Origin of the sequence: Thermaerobacter subterraneus DSM 13965, assembly GCF_000183545.2 — a bacterium.
Lineage (GTDB): Bacteria > Bacillota > Sulfobacillia > Thermaerobacterales > Thermaerobacteraceae > Thermaerobacter > Thermaerobacter subterraneus.
In genome coordinates, this window is record NZ_JH976535.1 from 1,465,368 (window position 1) to 1,483,192 (window position 17,825).

18 protein-coding genes are annotated in these 17,825 nt (G+C 73.6%); 17 read left to right on the forward strand and 1 reads right to left on the reverse strand.

The genetic code is table 11. The annotated features are described in order from the left end of the window. Nucleotides 1–41: 41 nt before the first annotated feature. Nucleotides 42–1,241 carry a cysteine desulfurase family protein gene (locus THESUDRAFT_RS06060; protein ID WP_006903869.1) on the reverse strand — a complete coding sequence of 400 codons (1,200 nt, stop codon included), beginning with the start codon at nt 1,239–1,241 and terminating at the stop codon, nt 42–44. Between the two features lie 145 nt (nt 1,242–1,386). On the opposite strand from THESUDRAFT_RS06060, the gene THESUDRAFT_RS06065 reads away from it, so the two are divergent. The 17 genes from THESUDRAFT_RS06065 (at nt 1,387) to THESUDRAFT_RS06145 (ending at nt 17,825) form a co-directional block, all read left to right on the forward strand. Then, the gene (locus tag THESUDRAFT_RS06065; RefSeq protein ID WP_006903870.1) at nt 1,387–1,977 is read left to right on the forward strand and encodes a hypothetical protein; all 591 of its coding nucleotides are present in this window, start codon (nt 1,387–1,389) and stop codon (nt 1,975–1,977) included. Nucleotides 1,978–2,018: 41 nt separating this feature from the next. Beyond that, the gene (locus THESUDRAFT_RS14380) at nt 2,019–2,504 is read left to right on the forward strand and encodes an IreB family regulatory phosphoprotein (RefSeq protein ID WP_006903871.1); all 486 of its coding nucleotides are present in this window, start codon (nt 2,019–2,021) and stop codon (nt 2,502–2,504) included. Nucleotides 2,505–2,979: 475 nt separating this feature from the next. Further along, complete coding sequence (locus THESUDRAFT_RS06075; protein WP_006903872.1) at nt 2,980–3,540, forward strand: stage V sporulation T C-terminal domain-containing protein; 561 nt, start codon at nt 2,980–2,982, stop codon at nt 3,538–3,540. A gap of 638 nt (nt 3,541–4,178) precedes the next feature. Then, a complete protein-coding gene (locus THESUDRAFT_RS06080; RefSeq protein ID WP_006903873.1) occupies nt 4,179–5,627 on the forward strand; it encodes a PKD domain-containing protein in 1,449 nt (482 codons plus the stop codon). A 158-nt stretch (nt 5,628–5,785) separates the two neighbouring features. Continuing rightward, nucleotides 5,786–6,199 carry a cytochrome c maturation protein CcmE gene (locus tag THESUDRAFT_RS06085; RefSeq protein WP_242823262.1) on the forward strand — a complete coding sequence of 138 codons (414 nt, stop codon included), beginning with the start codon at nt 5,786–5,788 and terminating at the stop codon, nt 6,197–6,199. 89 nt (nt 6,200–6,288) lie between these two features. Continuing rightward, on the forward strand, nt 6,289–7,560 hold the full coding sequence (locus tag THESUDRAFT_RS06090) for a hypothetical protein (RefSeq protein WP_156821736.1): 1,272 nt from the start codon (nt 6,289–6,291) through the stop codon (nt 7,558–7,560). After that, nucleotides 7,557–8,603: a heme ABC exporter ATP-binding protein CcmA gene (ccmA, locus tag THESUDRAFT_RS12240; protein ID WP_006903876.1), complete on the forward strand. Its 1,047-nt coding sequence runs from the start codon at nt 7,557–7,559 to the stop codon at nt 8,601–8,603. The genes THESUDRAFT_RS06090 and ccmA overlap by 4 nt, the downstream gene beginning before the upstream one ends. Further along, complete coding sequence (locus THESUDRAFT_RS13705) at nt 8,593–9,237, forward strand: heme exporter protein CcmB (RefSeq protein ID WP_006903877.1); 645 nt, start codon at nt 8,593–8,595, stop codon at nt 9,235–9,237. Before ccmA ends, THESUDRAFT_RS13705 begins: the two co-directional genes overlap by 11 nt. A gap of 10 nt (nt 9,238–9,247) precedes the next feature. Continuing rightward, the gene (locus THESUDRAFT_RS06105) at nt 9,248–9,922 is read left to right on the forward strand and encodes a cytochrome c biogenesis protein (protein WP_006903878.1); all 675 of its coding nucleotides are present in this window, start codon (nt 9,248–9,250) and stop codon (nt 9,920–9,922) included. A 1-nt stretch (nt 9,923) separates the two neighbouring features. Beyond that, a complete protein-coding gene (locus THESUDRAFT_RS06110) occupies nt 9,924–10,124 on the forward strand; it encodes a CcmD family protein (protein WP_006903879.1) in 201 nt (66 codons plus the stop codon). Nucleotides 10,125–10,239: 115 nt separating this feature from the next. Continuing rightward, on the forward strand, nt 10,240–11,169 hold the full coding sequence (gene mdh / locus THESUDRAFT_RS06115) for a malate dehydrogenase (protein WP_006903880.1): 930 nt from the start codon (nt 10,240–10,242) through the stop codon (nt 11,167–11,169). A gap of 102 nt (nt 11,170–11,271) precedes the next feature. Then, nucleotides 11,272–12,576: an NAD(P)-dependent malic enzyme gene (locus tag THESUDRAFT_RS06120; RefSeq protein ID WP_006903881.1), complete on the forward strand. Its 1,305-nt coding sequence runs from the start codon at nt 11,272–11,274 to the stop codon at nt 12,574–12,576. Nucleotides 12,577–12,582: 6 nt separating this feature from the next. Continuing rightward, nucleotides 12,583–13,704 carry an ADP-forming succinate--CoA ligase subunit beta gene (sucC, locus tag THESUDRAFT_RS06125; protein ID WP_006903882.1) on the forward strand — a complete coding sequence of 374 codons (1,122 nt, stop codon included), beginning with the start codon at nt 12,583–12,585 and terminating at the stop codon, nt 13,702–13,704. Next, the gene (gene sucD, locus THESUDRAFT_RS06130) at nt 13,705–14,571 is read left to right on the forward strand and encodes a succinate--CoA ligase subunit alpha (protein WP_006903883.1); all 867 of its coding nucleotides are present in this window, start codon (nt 13,705–13,707) and stop codon (nt 14,569–14,571) included. It begins immediately after the preceding gene. 55 nt (nt 14,572–14,626) lie between these two features. Then, nucleotides 14,627–15,382 (forward strand): class I SAM-dependent methyltransferase, encoded by a 756-nt coding sequence (locus THESUDRAFT_RS06135; RefSeq protein WP_006903884.1) that lies wholly within the window; start codon nt 14,627–14,629, stop codon nt 15,380–15,382. Next, nucleotides 15,382–16,884: a glutamyl-tRNA reductase gene (hemA, locus tag THESUDRAFT_RS06140; RefSeq protein ID WP_006903885.1), complete on the forward strand. Its 1,503-nt coding sequence runs from the start codon at nt 15,382–15,384 to the stop codon at nt 16,882–16,884. Before THESUDRAFT_RS06135 ends, hemA begins: the two co-directional genes overlap by 1 nt. A 17-nt stretch (nt 16,885–16,901) precedes the next feature. After that, nucleotides 16,902–17,825, forward strand: coding sequence for a cytochrome C assembly family protein (locus THESUDRAFT_RS06145; RefSeq protein WP_006903886.1), 924 nt, complete (start codon nt 16,902–16,904; stop codon nt 17,823–17,825).

The following is a 17,825-nucleotide window of genomic DNA, read 5'->3' on the forward strand; positions in this document are numbered from 1 at the left end:
GCCGGGACGAATCGGCCGGTTAGTGGCGGGTTCGCGGCGGGTTAGTGGCGGGCGCGCACCGACGCCACCGCCCGCACCTCGGCGGCCGCCTCCCGCAGGGCCGCGACGAAGCGCTCCACGTCGCCCTCGGTGGTCTCCCGGCCCAGGCTCACCCGCAGAGCCGAATCCAGCCGGGCCGGCGGAAGCCCCAGGGCCTGCAGAACGTGGCTGGGGGCCGTGCGCCGCGAGGTACAGGCCGACCCGGTGGACACGTACACGCCCCGCTGGGCCAGGGCGTGGACCAGGACCTCGCCCCGGGCCCCCACCACCGAGAGGTTGACGATGTGGGGCGCACCCTCCGCCGGGTCGGGCCCGTTGACATACACCTCAGGGATCTCCGCCTGGACCCGCTCCACCAGCCGCTCCTTGAGCGCCTGCAGCCGGCGGCCCAGCTCGGGCTGCTCGGCCAGGATCAGCCGGGCCGCCACGCCGAAGCCGGCGATGCCCGGCACGTTGTGGGTACCGGGCCGCAGGCCGCCCTCCTGCTCGCCGCCCGTCAGCAGGGGCTGGATGCGCACGCCGCGGCGTACGTACAGGGCGCCGGTGCCCTTGGGCCCGTGGATCTTGTGGGCGCTCACCGTCAGCAGGTCCACGCCCCAGGCCCGGGGGCGCACCGGCATCTTGCCGAAGGCCTGCACGGCGTCCACGTGGACCAGCACCTCCGGGCGCCGCCGGCGCACCGCCTGGACGATGTCGGCGATGGGCTGGATCGACCCGATCTCGTTGTTGACCAGCATGACGCTGACCAGCACGGTGTCGGGCGCGACGGCCGCGGCCACCCGCTCGGGGTCGACCCGGCCCCGGCCGTCGGCGGGCACCACGGTGAGCCGGTAGCCTTCCTCCTCCAGGCGGCGCGCCGTGGTCAGGATGGACGAGTGCTCGATGGCGGTGGTCACCAGGTGGCGCCCCCGCCGCGGGTAGGCGGCCAGCATCCCCCGCAGAGCCCAGTTGTTGGCCTCGGTGCCGCCGGAGGTGAAGTAGAGGTCGTCGGCCGGAACGTCCAGGGCACGGGCCAGCACCGCCCGGGCCTCCTTGACCAGCCGCTCGGCCTCCAGCCCCGCCGTGTGCAGGGAGGCGGGGTTGCCGAAGCGGTTCTGCAGGGCGTCGACCATGGCCTCGACCACCTCGGGGCGTGCCCGGGTGGTGGCGGCGTTGTCCAGGTAGACGCCGGGGCTCGTCCCCGGCGCAGGCTGGGTGGCCATAGCAACCCTCCTCGGCGGAAGGGCGGCAAAACCGGCCCCCCCTTCCGGCAAAAGTATTATACTTTTCCTCTGACGGAGCCCGGGGCGAAAGGTCCCGGCGCTCCACGCCTTAGGGAGTGGTTCACTCCGGAAGGGGCACCGCCTGATGTTGCGTTACGAAGACCTGTGCGACGTGCTCTTCGACGCGGCGGAAGCCGCCGGCCTGGAGATCCGGCGCGTCGAGCACCACGTGGAGACCCAGACCATGGACCGCCACTGCCTGTTCGTGTGCGTCCCGGAAGGGGACGAGCCGCCCCACCGGGTCCGGGCGGAGATCAGCTTCACCTGGGACTCGGTGCTGACGGCGGAGACGGTCTACGGGGGCAGTTGCGGCCTGTATCATGCAGAAGAGGACGACTGCACCCACAAGGAGGGGCAGCCGGACCTCACCGTCGACGTGGAGATCCGCTACGTGTTCGACGTGCCGTCGGCCGAGCAGGTGCCGCCGCTGGCCAACTCCATCAAGCAGATCCTGTTCGAACACATCGAGCACGACAACATCCCCGAGGTGAAGTTCGTCATCTCGGTGCTTCCCGACGGCCGGGTGGCAGTGCACGAGGCGTACGCCGTGTACGTCTGGCAGGTGGACTGCAGCGAGGAGCCCGACGTGGAGCCGATGTTCGCGGAGGTCCACCGCATCATGGAGGCGTTGATCGGCTCGGGTTACTTTCCCAAGTCCGGCGAGATGCTGCTCTAGCGCCGGGCACGGGCGCGGCCACCGGCGGGAGGCGTACCGTCATGGAACACAAGCGGGACACCGGGGACGAACCGGTGAACCGGCACCCGGCGCCGTCGCCGGGGCCGGCGGGTTGCGCCGGCCCCGGCGGGGGCCGTGACCCGCGCGGCGGTGGCCCGGCCGCTGCCGGGGACGAGCAGGCGGCGGCCCGCGAGCCGGCGGTGCCGCCTGTCCCTGGGCCCGGGACGGCCTGGATCCCCGCCGTGGGCAGCGAGGGAACCCGGCGCCTGCCCCTCCTTTCCCCGGGAGGCGGCACCGCCCTGGAAGAGGAGGAGCGGCAGGTGCTGGCCCAGGTGCTGGCTGCCCTCGGGGAGCGGGGATACGACCCCGCGCGGCAGCTGGCCCACTTCCTGGTGACCGGCGAGCCGGCGTACATCACCGCCCACCGCGGCGCGCGGGTGCTGATTCAGAAGCTGGACCGCGTGCGGGTGGTCGAGGCCCTGGTGCGGGCCTATCTCGACGGCGGGTTCGGGCCGCCGGGGCGGTAGAAGCCGCCGGGCAGCCCGCATCCCGGCCACCGCCGGCCATGGCAGGATGTGGCTGTGTGGGGCGCCGCCCGGCGGGACAAGGTATGCCTGCGCGGGTCACAAGTTCCCTATCCGGATCGGGTGCCGAGGCGCTTGTGACCCCGCCGGGGGAGGCGGTCAAGCCGCCTCCCCTGTTTTTGTCCTTCTGACAGCTTCTCCCATCTCTGGCTGGCCTGTCGAATAAGCGGCCAGGACGTGACTGCATACTAACCCCACCAGTGCCCATGGCCCGAAGGCCGCATGCTGGCGGGCCGGTCACGCCTCGTTGCCGGCCCCGGTGGCACCGGGCCGGCGTTCCGGTGCCGGGCTCCGTGGCGGTTGCCGCCAGGTGGCGCGGGCCCCAGGCCGCTGGCCCTGGCCCATGGGGCTGCCACGGAAGCACCGCGGCCTGGGCGCCGGGCCGGTTCTTCCACACCACGGCAGAAGAGGTGACGCCATGAAGGCCACTGGGGTGGTTCGGCGCATCGACGACCTGGGACGGATCGTGATTCCCATCGAGATCCGCCGGAGCATGAACATCCGCGACGGTGATCCCCTGGAGATCTTTGTTGACAAGGGCGGCGAGGTCATCCTCAAGAAGTACTCGGCCATCGCCGACCTGGAGGAGATGGTCAGCGGCATCGCCCAGTCCCTGGCCGCCGCCTCGGGCCTGGTCGCCATGGTGACGGACCGGGACCAGGTGGTGACCGTGGCCGGCGCCGCACCGCGGGAGTTCGCCGGCAAGCCCATCGGCTCCGTGGTCTACCAGGCCATGGAACAGCGCCAGGTGCTGCACTTCACATCCGACCGGCACCGCCACCCCGGGCCGCTCATCGGGGCCGACGAGGACAAGCCGTGCCCCTTTGCCAGCGAGGTGATCGCCCCCATCGTAGTCGGGGGCGACCCCGTGGGCGCGGTGATCATCGCCTCCCGGGAACAGGGGCGGGACACGGGGACGCTGGAGCTGAAGCTGGCGGAGACGGCGGCCGGCTTCATCGCCCGCCACCTGGAGGAATAGCCCTGCTGCGCTGCCAAGGTCCAAGTCCTCTGCCGGGCGGGTGCCTGGCATGCCCCGGTCGCGGCGGGCGGCCTCGCCGCCCGGCCGGAGCCGGCGGCCAGGCAGCGCTCCCGGATCCTACGCCCCCGCGGCCCGCGGCGCGGGGGCCTTCTTGTTTCCGCATGCCCAGAGGTGGCCGGCCTGTTCAGCGGAGGGCCTTGCGCTGCCGGCCTTTCCCCAGATCAGACCAGGAAAGGACGGGTCCGGCCTCTTTAACGTGAAGGCCCGCCCGCTCCCGTCTCCCGCTGCGGCGACGGGCGCCCGCGGCCGGGGACCGCCGCCACGGCGACCACCGATCCCGTACGCCGATCCCCGCTCCACAGGTGGGCTTTGAACGTAACAGGTGTAATATGCCTTGCTAAATTATGGATGACAGAGGCATAATATGGTTGATGGGGATGCCCGCCGGCCGGACCCACCAGGGCGGGAGGGGTGGCGGTGGCGGCGGGGGCCGCCCGCCGCGGGCAAGGCCGGGCCGGGAGCGGCCCGTCCAGCGGCGGGACCGGCGCGCGGCCGGGCCCGATGCCAGCGGGCGGCCGGTCCGGGGCGTGGCCTCTCCGGCCCGGCGGGCCCGGGGCGGAACCGGTGAGGGGGAAGGCATGATGGGGAGGCGGTACGGTGCGGCCCTCCGGCTTGCCGGGGCGGCGGCCGTCGCCCTCGTGGTGGCGGGGGTGGCCCAGGCCGCGCCGGTGGTCTGGGACGGTGGGCCTCCACGTGGCGCGGGGCTGGCGGCACCGGTCCTGCAGGCCGCGCCGGGAGGCGGCCCGGCGGCGGCGGGGGCGGTGGCTGGCTTGCCCCTGCTGCGCGGCTACTGGCGCCTGGAGCTGCGGGCCGCCGGCGGCGGGAGCCTGGAGGTGGCCTGGGCGGCGGGCCGGGACGCCTCCGGCCGGTGGCTGTTCCTGGAGGGGCAGCGGGAAGGGGACGCTTGGGTCTTCTGGGTGCCCGGGGACGCAGGTTACACCCAGGTGCGTTTCGGCGCCGGGTCCGGCCCCGGCGCTGCCGGTCCGGGCGGTCCCGCGGAGCCCGGCGACCCCGACGCAGGGGCGGCGTCCCCCGCCCTGGCGTGGAGGGTCAGCTGGCAAGACGAAGGCGCCGCGGGACCGGGAAGCCCCGCGGGCCGGGTTCTTCCGCCGGCGCCGGAATGGGCCGGGCCCGGGGGCACCGGGCCGGATCCGGGACCGGCCGGCGGCGCGGCCGATCCCTGGCTGGCCGGTCCCGGCCTGGACCCGGAGGCGGTGGAACGGCCGCGGTGGTCGCCCCCGGCCCCACCCTTCCCGCGGGCTCCCCGGCGGGGCCCGGAGGCGGGCGGGCGCGGGGAGCGGCGCGTCCACCGGTCCCCGGCGATCCCGCCGCTCCCCGGCCAGGGAGTGCTGGACCTGCCGGCCGGCATGCCCGCCTTCGAGGTCACCCTGCCCACCTTCCAGACCACCCACTGGAAGCCCCTGGAGCGGGGCCATGTCCTGTGGCGCTGGTCCTTCGGCGACGGTTCGTCCTGGGTGGATCCCCTGCCCGCCCATGCCATCGTCCGCCAGCCCCACCGGTTTCCCAGGGCGGGTACGTATCAGGTGGAGGCCGTCTCCTACGACGTCACGGGCCGGGCGCTGATCCGTCACCGGTGGCGGGTGGTGATCCCTGCGGCGGAGGCGGTGGCGCGGGCCGTAGGAGCGGCGGTGCCGGGGATGGTGGACGACGCCGTGCTGGCGGCGGCCCAGGAAATGGCCTTGTGGCGGCTTTTCAATGCCGCCGCACCCCAGGCACCCCGGGTGACCCTCCGCCTGGAGGGGCCCCAGGACTGGGTGACCGGCCGGCCCGCCGTGTTTCGCCTGCAGGCGGACATCCAGAATCCGCCTTTCACGGAGCGGGTGCAGGTGGACTACGACCCGGCCCCCGCGTTCTCGGTGCGCTGGCGGCGTCCGGGGACCTACACCGTCGACGGTGCGGTCCGGGTGCGGGTCTACTACCGCATCTACGGCCAGGCTCTGGCCCTGAGCCACGTCTACCGCACCCGCCGGCAGGTGGAGGTGCATGCCCTGCACCTGGAGGAGTAGGAGGACGGGCCGCCACCCGGGGCACACCGGCCGGCGGCCGGCCGGTGCCGGCTGCGCCCCGGCGAGGGTGCAGGCGCGGGCCTCGGGCCCGCGCCCGGTTGTACGGGCATCCCGGCTGCGCCTATAATCGGGTGACCGTGCCTAGACCTGCAAGGGCGGTGACGGCGTTGTCCATCCGTGTGAAGGTGGCTGCGGCCGTGCTGGTGGTGGTGGCGGGTATCGCCTACCTCTCCTTGATGGGTTTTCAGAGCGCCAAGACCTACTATCTCTCCGTGGACCAGGCCCTGGACCAGGCTGCCGGTCTGGGCGACCGGTTCGTCCGGGTCCAGGGCAAGGTGGAACCGGGAACGGTGGACTGGGCCGTGCAGCAGGTGACCCTCCGGTTTGCCATGACCGGGGATTCGGGCCGGACCCTGCCCGTGGTCTACAAGGGCGTGAAGCCCGACCTGCTTCAGGACGGCGTGGACGTGGTGGTGGAGGGGCGCCTGCAGGGCGCGACCCTGGTGGCCGACCGGGTGATGGTGAAATGCCCGTCCAAGTACGAGGCGGCGGGGACCCAGGCGGCCCGGTGATCAGGCGCCCGGGACCGTCCGCATGGCGGGACCGGTCCCGGCCGGACGGCCCGGGCAAGGGCGTGAACGCTAGGGGCTGGAACGGCGGAATGCGAAGATCTGGTAAGGAGACGGCCGCCGCCCGGGGCAGCCGGCACCCCAGCCCGGGGTGCCTGGAGCGCCCCTCCGCCGGGGTGGCGGGAAGAAAGCCATGGGATCGCCGCACGCAGGCCTGGACCGCCACCGTGCTGGTGGTGGTCTTCGTGCTGGGGATTGCCTTGGCCCTGGCCGGAGGAGGAACCCGCCCCGCCGCGGCGGCGGAAGGGGCCCCACCGCGCGACGGCCAGGTGCCGGCTGGTCCCGGGGCCGGCACCCCCCGGGGGCAAGAGGCAGGGGCTGAAGCGGTGACGCCGGGGACCTGGGAGCGGGTCGCCCTGGTGGTCCACCCCGAGCCCGCCGGCCAAGGCATGGCCGTGCTGGTGCTGGCCCGCTGGCCCGGCCAGGAGGGACCGGGCGCCGGTGCCGACGGGGCCCTGACCTTGCCGTCGCTCCGGCTGGCCCAGCCTTCCCGGCCGCTGCCCGAAGGCCTCCGCTGGACGGGGGAGACGCTGGAGGACGCGTCGCCGCCCCCGCCGGGCGAAAGCCGCGACTACGCGTATGCCTTCATTGCCGATACCCGGGCCAGCCGGGGGCGGCTGGTGGTGGACCTGCCCGCGGCCGTGGACCAGCTGCTGGTGATGACGGTGGCCGGAACGCTGGAGGCAGCCGGCAACGGGCTGCAGCCCGCCGGCACCGTGCCGGGAACGGACCTGGGCATGCCGGGCAACGACCTGGCGGTGTGGCGGGCAGGTCCGTTGGAGGCGGGCACCTACACGATCCTTCTCATGCCGCCGGGAGTTGCCGCGGGGCAGGCGGGCGGCTCGCCCCAGTCCGGGACCGGTGAGGGTGGCGGGACGGCACCGGGAACGGGCAGCCCGGGGAGCGCGCCGGGGAGCGACCTCCTCCCGGGCCAGGGTGACTTGCGGGCCCGGGGGGCCACCGTTGCAGGCGGGGCCGGTACCGGCGGCGGGGCGGGGGTCGCCGCCGCGATGGCCGCCGGAGCGGTGGTGGCCCTGGCGCTGGCGGGCGCCGCCCGCTGGCGGCGGGGCCCGCGCCGCTGGTGGCTGCGCCGCCGGCTCTTGATCGAGGCCATCGTCGACCTGGACCGGGCCCATGCCGCCGGTGAGGTGCCGGAGGCCCTCTACCGGGAGGAGCGCCGGCGCCTGGTGGAGGCGGCGGTGGCGGCCACCCGGCGGGCGTGGACGGCCGGTGGCCCCCGCCTTCCGGGAGCCGGCGAGGCGGTCGCGGCGGAAGCCCCTCGAGGGGAGGCGCCGGTCCGGTGACGCAGGGGGCGCCCCGGCCGGTCATACCGGCCGGTGACCTGGCGCCCGGCTCCCGGCCCGGACGCGGCGCACCGGTGCTGGAGCTGGCGGGCCTGGAACGGGCCCACGGTGACCAGGTGGTCTTCCGGTCCCTTCACTGGAGGCTCGGCCCGGGCGAAGTGGGCGCCGTCATGGGGCCCAACGGTGCCGGCAAGACCACCCTGCTGCAGGTGGTGGCCGGCCTGCTCTGGCCCAGTGCGGGCACGGTGCGGGTGGCCGGTGCCCCCGCCCGGCCGGCGGAGCCCGCCTGGCGGCGCCGGGTGGGCTACGTGGGGCATCGTCCGCTGGCCTTTCCCGAGCTGTCGGCCTGGGAGAACCTGATCTTCTTCGGCCGCCTTTACGGATTGTCCCGCCAGGAGGCCGAGGAGCGGGCCCGGGAGCTCCTGGACCGGCTTAACCTGGACGCCGTCGCCGCCCGGCCGGCGGCGCACCTCTCCCGTGGGCTGGCCCAGCGGCTGGAAGTGGCCCGGGCCATGATGCACCGGCCGCTTCTGTGGCTGTGGGACGAGCCCTTCACCGGCCTGGACGCCGGTGCTGCCCGGTTGCTGGAAAACCTGGTAGAGGAGCATGCGGCGGCCGGCGGGACGGCCGTGGTCGTCCTGCACGAGCCGGACCGGGCGCTGCGCCTGGCCGGCCGGCTGCTCCTGCTGGCGGGGGGGTCCGGTCACGACGTCCCGGCGGCAGGCGTCGGGACGGCGGACCTGGAGGCCTGGCTGGCGTGGGCAGCCCATGCGCCGGGGCGGGCCGCTGGCGGCCCCGCCGGCGGCCTGGTTTCGCCGGCCGGCGCGCCGGGTTCCCGGGGGGGCACCCGCGGCGAGCAGCTCCGGCTCCGGCGGCGGGCCCGAGGCGGGCCCACCGCGGTCCGTGCCGGCGGGGCTGCCGGCGCCGGATCCGCGCCCGCTGCCGCCGGGGGCCCCGGCTCCGATGGCAGCGGGCGCGGCGCAGCCGCCCGAGCCGGCCCCGACGCCGGTGGGGACCGTCCTGAGGACCCTGGTGGAGCTTGATCTCCGCCAGGAATGGCGCCGGCGGGAGGGCCTGGCCAACCTGGCCACCTTCGTCCTGCTGGTGGGGCTGGCTTTGGCCTTCGCCCTGGATCCCGGCCGCCATGACCTGTCGCCCCTCATGGGGGGTCTGGTCTGGGTGGCATTCTACTTCGCCGCCGTCCTTCTCTTCGGCCGGGGGTTTGCCCGGGACGCGGACCGGGGCACCCTGGACGGCCTGCTGCTGGCACCGGCCGACCGCAGCGCCCTCTACCTGGCCCGGGTGGTGTCCCAGGGCGTTCAACTGCTGGCCCTGGAGCTCGTGCTGGGACCGGTGGTCATGGCCTGGCTGGGGTTCCAGGGACCGGTGCGCTGGGACGGCTTCCTCCTGGTCCTGGGGCTGGGGACGGCGGGGCTGGCGGCGGTAGGCACCCTGCTGGGCGCCTTGACGGCCGCCGTGCGGGGGCGGGAGGCGCTTCTGCCCGTGCTGTTGTTCCCCCTGACGGCACCGGTGCTGCTGGCGTCGGTGCAGGTCGCCGGCGCCGCCCTGTCCGGGGCCCCCGAACAGGCGGCCCTTTGGTTTCGGGTGCTGGCGGTGTATGATACCATGTTCCTGGTCGCCGGCGCCCTGCTGTTCGACTATGTGGTAGCCCGCTAGGAGGCGAGCCATGTCACGCCTGGCGGCAGCTTGGACGGTGACAACCTACGGCGCGCTGGTCGGGGCCCTCTACATGGCGTTTCGCTACGCACCGCCCGAACGGGTGATGGGCAACGTCCAGCGCATCTTCTATTTCCACGTGGCGGCGGCCTGGGTCGGCTTCCTGGCCTTCGCCATCGTCTTCGCGGCCTCCATCGCGTACCTGCGGGGCCCGCAGCGGCGCTGGGACCGGCTGGCAGAGTCGGCTGCCGAGCTGGGGGTCCTCTTCACCACCATCACCCTGATCATGGGCTCCCTCTGGGCGCGCGCCGTCTGGGGCGTCTGGTGGACCTGGGATCCCAAGCTCACCACCACGCTGATCCTCTGGTTCCTCTACGCCGGTTACCTGCTCATCCGGGCGGCGGTGGACGATCCGGCCGCCCGGGGCCGGTATTCGGCGGTCCTGGGCATCGCCGGGTTCCTCAACGTGCCCATCGTCTACATGTCGTCGGTGTGGTGGACCTCCATCCATCCCGTCCTGCGGGGCGGCGGCGACATGAACCTGGACCCGGCCATGCGCCTGGCCCTGCAGGCGGCGGTGGCAGCCTTCACCCTGCTGTTCTTCCTGCTGCTCAACCAGAGGCTGCGGCTTGCCCGCCTGGCCGATGGCGTGCGGCAAGCCCGGGCCGGGACGGAGGAGGGGTAAGGTGCCGCCCATCACCCCGGAACTGGATCAACAACTTCTGGTTTATTTGTTTTGGGCCTACACGGTGGCGTTCGGCCTGCTCTTCGCCTATGTCTGGCGCCTGGTGCGCCGGCTGGGCGAGCTGGAGCGGGAGCTGGGCCGCCTGCAGGCCCCGGGTTCACGACCGGCCCCGCGGGCACCCGGTACGGGTGCCGGCGCCTAGCGCCCGGCGGATGCAACGGCCCGCTGCCCGGCCGGCGGCCCGCGCCGGGGGCCGCTGAGCCGCGGCGGGTCCGGCCGGTTCCACCCGCAGTTCCGTCGCAGAGGGGGAGGCTAGGTTGAAGCGACCCAAGGTCAGCATCGTCGGCGCCGGGAACACGGGCGCCGCTCTGGCCCACTGGCTGGCCATCAAGCAGGTGGCCGATATCGTCCTGGTGGACGTGGTCGAGGGCATGCCGCAGGGGAAGGCCCTCGACCTGATGCAGGCGGCCCCCGTGGAAGCCTTTGACACCATCCTCACCGGGTCCAACGACTATGCCGACACGGCGGGCTCCGACGTGGTGGTGATCACCGCCGGGGCTGCGCGCAAGCCGGGCATGAGCCGGGACGACCTGGTGAACATCAACACGGGCATCGTCCGCGACATCACCGCCCAGGTGGCCCGGTACTCGCCCGACGCCTACTTGATCGTGCTGACGAACCCGCTGGACGTCATGTGCTACGTGGCCTACAAGGTCAGCGGCTTCCCCAAGCACCGGGTGATGGGCCAGTCGGGCATCCTGGATTCCGCCCGCTTCCGCACCTTCATCGCCCGGGAGCTCAACGTCTCCTTCGAAGACGTCCACGCCCTGGTGCTGGGCGGCCACGGCGACTCCATGGTGCCCCTGCCGCGCTATACCCACGTGGGCGGCATCCCCGTGACCCAGCTGCTCCCCAAGGAGAAGATCGACGAGCTGGTGCAGCGGACGCGGGACGGCGGTGCCGAGATCGTGCGCCTGCTGAAGACGGGTTCGGCCTTCTTCGCCCCCGGTGCCGCCATGGCCGAGATGGTGGAGGCCATCCTTCGCGACCGCAAGCGCGTCCTGCCGGTTTCGGCCTATCTCGAGGGAGAATACGGCGAGTCGGGGATCTTCATGGGCGTGCCCGTGGTGCTGGGGGGCGGCGGCATCGAGAGGATCCTGGAGATCGAGTTGACCGAGGAAGAACGCCAGGCCTTCGCCCGCTCGGCGGCGGACGTGCGGGAGACCCTGTCCAGGCTGGAACTGTAGCCCGCCGGCCCGGCGGCCCGGCAGCGGGGCGGGCCGGCGACCGGGCAGCCCGGTGGCCGGGCGGGCGGGACGGGCCAGGCGGCCAAGAGGGGATGCACGGCATTGGCCGGACCGGTTGCCCACGATCATGACGAGCGACTGCGGGCCCAGGCGGTGGCGCTGCACCGCCAGGCCCGGGGGAAGATCGAGATCGCCAGCAAGGTGCCCCTGCGGGATGGCCGGGATCTCAGCCTGGCCTACACGCCCGGGGTGGCGGAGCCTTGCCGCCTCATCGCCGCCAACCCCGACGAGGCCTTCGAGCTGACGGCACGGGGCAACCTGGTGGCGGTGGTGTCCGACGGATCGGCCGTGCTGGGGCTGGGGGACATCGGCCCCGCGGCCGCCTTGCCCGTGATGGAGGGCAAGGCGATCCTGTTCAAGCTCTACGCCGCGGTGGACGCGGTGCCCCTCTGCGTCCAGGCGCGGGAGGTGGGCCGCCTGGTGGAACTGGTGGCGGCCCTGGCTCCCAGCTTCGGCGGGATCAACCTGGAAGACATCGCAGCCCCCCGCTGCTTCGAGGTCGAGGCCCGGCTGCGGGCGGAGCTGGACATTCCCGTCTTCCACGACGACCAGCACGGCACGGCCATCGTCACCGCCGCCGCGCTCTTGAACGCCCTGCGGGTGGTGGGGAAGCAACTGGACCGGGTCCGCATCGTGGTGAACGGGGCCGGGGCGGCGGGGATCGCCACCAGCCAGCTTTTGCTGGACATGGGCGCCCGGGACCTGGTGCTGTGTGACAGCCGGGGGGCCCTCTATCCCGGCCGGCCCTACGGGATGAACCCGTACAAGCAGCGGGTGGCCGAGCGCAGCAACCCCGCAGGCCTGCGGGGCGACCTGGCCAGCGTGCTGGCTGGGGCCGACGTGTTCATCGGCCTCTCCCGGGCGGGGGCCGTCACTCCGGAGATGGTGCGCAGCATGGCGCCGGGGGCGATCGTCATGGCCATGGCGAACCCCACGCCGGAGATCTTCCCGGACGAGGCGGCGGCGGCGGGGGCGCAGGTGGTCTGCACGGGCCGCTCGGACTTCCCCAACCAGATCAACAACGTGCTGGCGTTCCCCGGGGTGTTCCGGGGTGCCCTGGACGTCCGGGCCCGGGAGATCAACGAGGCGATGAAGCTGGCGGCGGCCCGGGCCATCGCCGCCCTGGTGGAGCCGGACCGCCTGTCGGCGGGCTACATCATCCCGGAAGCCGGGGACCCGCGGGTGGCACCGGCAGTGGCGGCCGCGGTGGCGGAGGCCGCGGTGGCCACGGGGGTGGCCCGGATCCCCCGGGATCCCGGCGAGGTGGGCCGGGAGACGGCCGCCCGGGTGGAAGCCGTCCGGGCGCGCCTGGCGGCCGGTTCGTCCAACAACCTCCCTGCGAGGTGAGATCGGTTGAAGTTCTTCGAGTACATGGCCAAGGAGGTCTTCCGGGAGCGGGGCATTCCCACGCCCCGGGGCCGGGTGGCGGCGACGCCCGAGGAGGCCGCCCGGGTGGCCGCCGAGGTCGGCGGGCCGGTGGCGGTGAAGTCCCAGGTCCTGGCCGGGGGCCGGGGCAAGGCTGGCGGCATCCGCTTCGCCGACACGCCCGACCAGGCCCGGCAGGTGGCGGCGGACCTGCTGGGGCAGGAGGTGCGGGGCTACCGGGTCGAGCGGGTGCTGGTGGAGGAGAAGCTGCGCATCGACCGGGAGCTGTACCTGGGCATCGCCGTCGACACCGGCCGCAAGCTGCCGCTGGTCATCGCCTCGGTCCACGGCGGCGTGAACATCGAGGAGGTCCCCGAGAAGGACATCGTCAAGCGCCCGGTGGACATCACCCTGGGCCTCTACCCGTACTTCGCCCGGGGGATCGCCCGGCGGCTGGGCCTGGAGGGTGCCGTCGCCCGCCAGTTCGCGGACCTGCTCACCCGCCTCTACCGCATCTTCCGGGACTACGACGCCGAGCTGGTGGAGATCAACCCCCTGGTGATCTCCGGCGACCGCCTGATTGCCGCCGACGGGCGCCTGAACATCGACGACGACAGCCGCTTCCGCCATGAGGACCTGCCCGAGGTCAGCGAGGCCACCGAACTGGAGCAGCGGGTGCGGGAGATCGGGCTGTCCTACGTGGAGCTGGACGGCGACATCGCCGTGATGGCCAACGGCGCAGGGATCACCATGGCCACCATCGACGTGCTGGCCGAGTACGGCGGCCGGGCCATGAACTTCCTGGACGCGGGCGGCGGAGCGGCCGTCGAGCCCATGGCGAAGGCCATGGCGGTGCTGGTTTCGACCAACCCCAAGGCCATCTTCGTCAACATCTTCGGCGGCATCACCCGCTGCGACGACGTGGCCAACGCCATCGTCACCGTCAAGCAGCAGCAGGGCATCCCCGTGCCCCTGGTGGTGCGCCTGGTGGGCACCAACGAGGACAAGGGCGTGGCGATCCTGCGCGAGCACGGCATCGAGGCCTTCCGGGACATGGGCGAGGCCGCCCGCAAGGCGGTCGAGCTGGCCCGGCAGGGAGGGGAGCGGTGAATGGCCATCCTGATCGATGAGCGTACCCGGGTGGTGGTCCAGGGCATCACGGGCCACCAGGGCAGTTTCCACACCGGCCAGATGATCGAGTACGGCACCCGCGTGGTGGCGGGCGTCTCGCCGGGCAAGGAGGGCCAGGAGGTCAAGGGCGTCCCCGTCTACGACACCGTGGAAGCGGCGGTGGAGAAGCACGGGGCCACGGCCTCCGTCATCTTCGTCCCCGCTCCCTTCACCAAGGACGCCGTGCTGGAGGCCCTGGAGGCGGGGATCAAGCTGGTGGTGGTCATCACCGAGCACGTCCCCCTGCACGATGCCATGGAGATCATGGCCCGGGCCCGGCTGAAGGGCGCGACCATCATCGGCCCCAACACCTTCGGGGTGATCTCGCCGGGGAAGAGCAAGATCGGGATCATGCCCAATCAGATCTACACCCCCGGCCGGGTGGGCATCGTGGCCCGCAGTGGTACCCTTTCCTATGAGATCGCCGCGTCGCTGAGCCAGGCCGGCTTCGGCCAGTCCACCGTGGTGGGCATGGGCGGCGACCGGGTGGTGGGCCTCTCCTTCATCGACGTGCTCAAGATGTTCGAGCAGGACCGGGAGACCGAGGCCGTGGTCCTGGTGGGGGAGATCGGCGGTACCGCGGAAGAGGAAGCGGCGGAGTACATCAAGGGGATGAGCAAGCCCGTGGTGGCCTACCTGGCGGGCAAGCATGCCCCGCCCGGCAAGCGCATGGGCCACGCGGGGGCCATCATCGAGCGCGGCCGCGGCACGTACCAGAGCAAGGTCGAGGCCCTGGAGGCGGCGGGAGCCTGGGTGGCCGCCCTGCCCTGGCAGGTGGCCGACCTGGTGCGGGAGGCGCTGCGATAAGAGGCGCCGGGAGGCGCTGCGATAAGAGGCGCTGCGATAAGAGGAAGGGACGTGCATGGGGGCTCAGAGCCCGGCCCCGGGCCGGGGCGCCGACAAGGCCACGTACATCCGGGAGCTCTTCGACACCATTGCGCCCGGCTACGACCGGATGAACCTGCTGATGACCCTGGGGCAGTGGCGCTACTGGCAGTGGCGGCTGCGCCGGCGGCTGGAGGAGCTGCCCCTGGACGGGGCGCGGGTCCTGGACGTGGCCTGCGGCACCGGCGAGATCACGGCCATGCTGGCCCGGCGGGTGGGACCTGCCGGCCGGGTCACCGGCCTGGATTTCTCCCCGGGCATGCTGGCCGTTGCCCGGCACCGGCTCGAGGCGCTGGGCCTCTCCGGCCGGGTCGAGCTGGTGCAGGGGGACGCCCTGGACATGCCCTTTGCGGCGGGCGAGTTCGACCTGGTGACCATGGGCTTCGCCTTGCGCAACGTGGCCGGCCTCGACCGGGCCCTGGCCGAGATGGCCAGGGTCACCCGCCCCGGCGGCCGGGTGCTGATCCTGGAGCTGTCCCACAGTCCCTGGCCCTGGGTCCGGGTGCCCTTCCGCTGGTACTTCGAGCGGGTGGTCCCCGCCATGGGGCGGTGGGCCGCCCGCCGCTGGCGGGGGCCGGGTCCCGATCCCTACGCCTGGCTGCCCCTGTCGGTGCAGGGGTTTCCCGGGGCGGAGGAACTGGCCCGCCTCATGGCGGCGGCCGGCCTGGAAGGCGTCCGCTTCTGGCGCATGTCGGCGGGCATCGTCTGCTTGCATGAGGGGCGGCGACCCTGATGGGCGTGATGGTGCTGGGCATGAACCACCGCACGGCGCCGGTCGCGGTGCGGGAGCGCCTGGCGGTGGCGGGGGAGGACCTGCCGGCGGCCCTGGCGGAGCTGGCAGCCTGCCCGGCCGTCGACGAGGTGGTGCTGCTCTCCACCTGCAACCGGGTGGAGGTGTACGCGGCGGCCTCCCACCACGGCCAGGGCCGGCGCCAGGTGCGGGACGTGCTGGCGCGCTGGGCCGGCATGGACCCGGACCGGTTGGAGACCTATCTCTATGCCCGGGAAGATGCCGCGGCGGCGCGACACCTGTTCCGCGTGGCGGCGGGCCTGGACTCCATGGTCCTGGGCGAGAGCCAGATCCTGGGTCAGGTACGGGAAGCCTACCACGGGGCTGCCGCCGCGGGAACCTGTGGCAAGGTGCTGCACGGTCTCTTCCAGCAGGCCCTGGCGGTCGGGAAGCGGGCCCGGACGGAGACGGCCATCAGCCAGCACGCGGTGTCCGTCAGCTACGTGGCGGTGGAACTGGCCCGCAAGGTCTTCGGCCAGCTGGACGGGCGGCGGGTGCTGCTGGTGGGCGCCGGCGAGACGGCGGAACTGGCTGCCCGCAGCCTGGCCGAGGAGGGTGGCTGCCGGCTGGTGGTGGCCAACCGGACCCTGGAGCGGGGCCGGCAACTGGCCGCCGCTTACGGCGGTGAGGCGGTGTCCCTGGGCGACCTACCGGCGGCCCTGGACCGCTGCGACGTGGTGATCAGTTCCACCGGCGCCGGGCGGCCCCTGATCACCGCCGCCATGGTGCGGGAGGCCATGCGCCGCCGGCGGGGCCGGCCCCTCTTGCTTGTGGATATCGCCGTGCCCCGCGACATCGAACCGGCGGCGGGCCGGTTGGACGGGGTGTTCCTGTACGACATCGACGACCTGCAGGCGGTGGTGGAAGCCAACCTCCGGCTGCGGCGCGAGGAGGCGGCGCGGGTCGAGGCCATGATCGACGAAGAGGTCCGGGGCTTTGAGGGGTGGCTGCACAGCCTGGACGTGGTGCCTCTGATCCGCTCCTTGCGGGCCAAGGCCGAGGCCATGCGGCAGGAAGAGCTGGCCCGCGCCCTGCGCAAGCTTCCCCACCTGTCGGAGCGGGACCGGCAGGTCATCGACGGCCTGACCCGGCTGATCGTCAACAAGCTGCTGAACGATCCCATGGTGCGCCTGAAGGAGGCGGTGGCCGGAGGGCGCGGCCCCGTCTACCTGGACGAAGCTTTCACCGAGCTCTTCGCCCTGGACGAACCCGGCCGCGCTGAACGCCGGCCGGCGCGGCAGGCCGGGGCGGAGCCGGCTGCCGGCGGGCCGGAGGGCACGGCGGGCCGCCGGGCCGGGCGGGGACAGGCCGCCGCCGCAGACGGCGCGGAGCCCGCACCGGAAGGGGGCACCGGTGCCGCGGGCCCGGCCGGTTCGGCGCCCGGTGACCCGGTGCTGGCCCTGCCCCTCCGCCGGGCCGGGGAAAGCGGCAGCGGCCGGGCATGAGCGGCAGGTGAGGCCGGGTGCAGGGCTGGCTCGCGTGGGGGTACGTGGGCATCACCTTGGGCTACCTGGCGGCCGCGGCCTGGCACGCCTGGGTCCTGGCCGGTTTTGCCCGGGACGGCCCGGCCCGGTGGCTTGTCTGGGCGACCTGGTCCGCCCACACCGCGCTGCTGGGCGGGGCGCTGGCGACCGGCCACATCCCCTTCACCAGTCCCCAGGGATCGGTGTTCTTCCTGAGCTGGGCATGGATCCTCAACGGCATCGTGCTGGAGGCGCTGCTGCCCTTGCGACCCCTGGGGGCCTTCATGCTGCCCCCCGTGGTGGTGTTGCTGGTGCTGATGGCGGCGGGCGCCCCGCTGCTCCCCGGCGGCGGCCTCGCCGACGGCCTGCCGGCCGGTGCCGCAGCCGGCGCCGGGGTACCGGGGCCTGGGCCCGCTCCGGGGCAGGTGCAGGCAGCGCCAGCACCCGGCGCCGCCGGGTCGCCGCTGCTTGGCGCCGGTCCATGGGTCTGGCTCCACGCCACCATCGCCCTTCTGAGCTACGGAGCCTTCGGCCTGGCCTCGGCCCTGGCGGCCATGTACCTGCTCCAGGAGCGGCAGCTGCGGGTCAAGGCCTTCAGCCGGCTCTACCGCCACCTGCCCGCCCTGGAGGAGATGGACCGGGCCTGCTGGTGGCTGGTGGGCAGCGGCTTCGCCCTGCTCACCCTGGCCCTGGCCAGCGGCACCCTGCAGGCCGGCCGCCTCTGGGAGGGGCCCTGGGCCCGTGACGGGAAGGTCCTTGCCAGCGCCGGCGTCTGGCTGTTCTACGCCGCCTGCCTGGCCCTGCGGGCATGGGCCGGCTGGCGCGGCCGGCGGCTGGCTTACCTGTCCCTGCTGGGCTTTGCCGTCATCCTGGTGAACTACCTGGTGGTGGGGCCGCACTGGTCGGCACGCCACGTGTTCTGA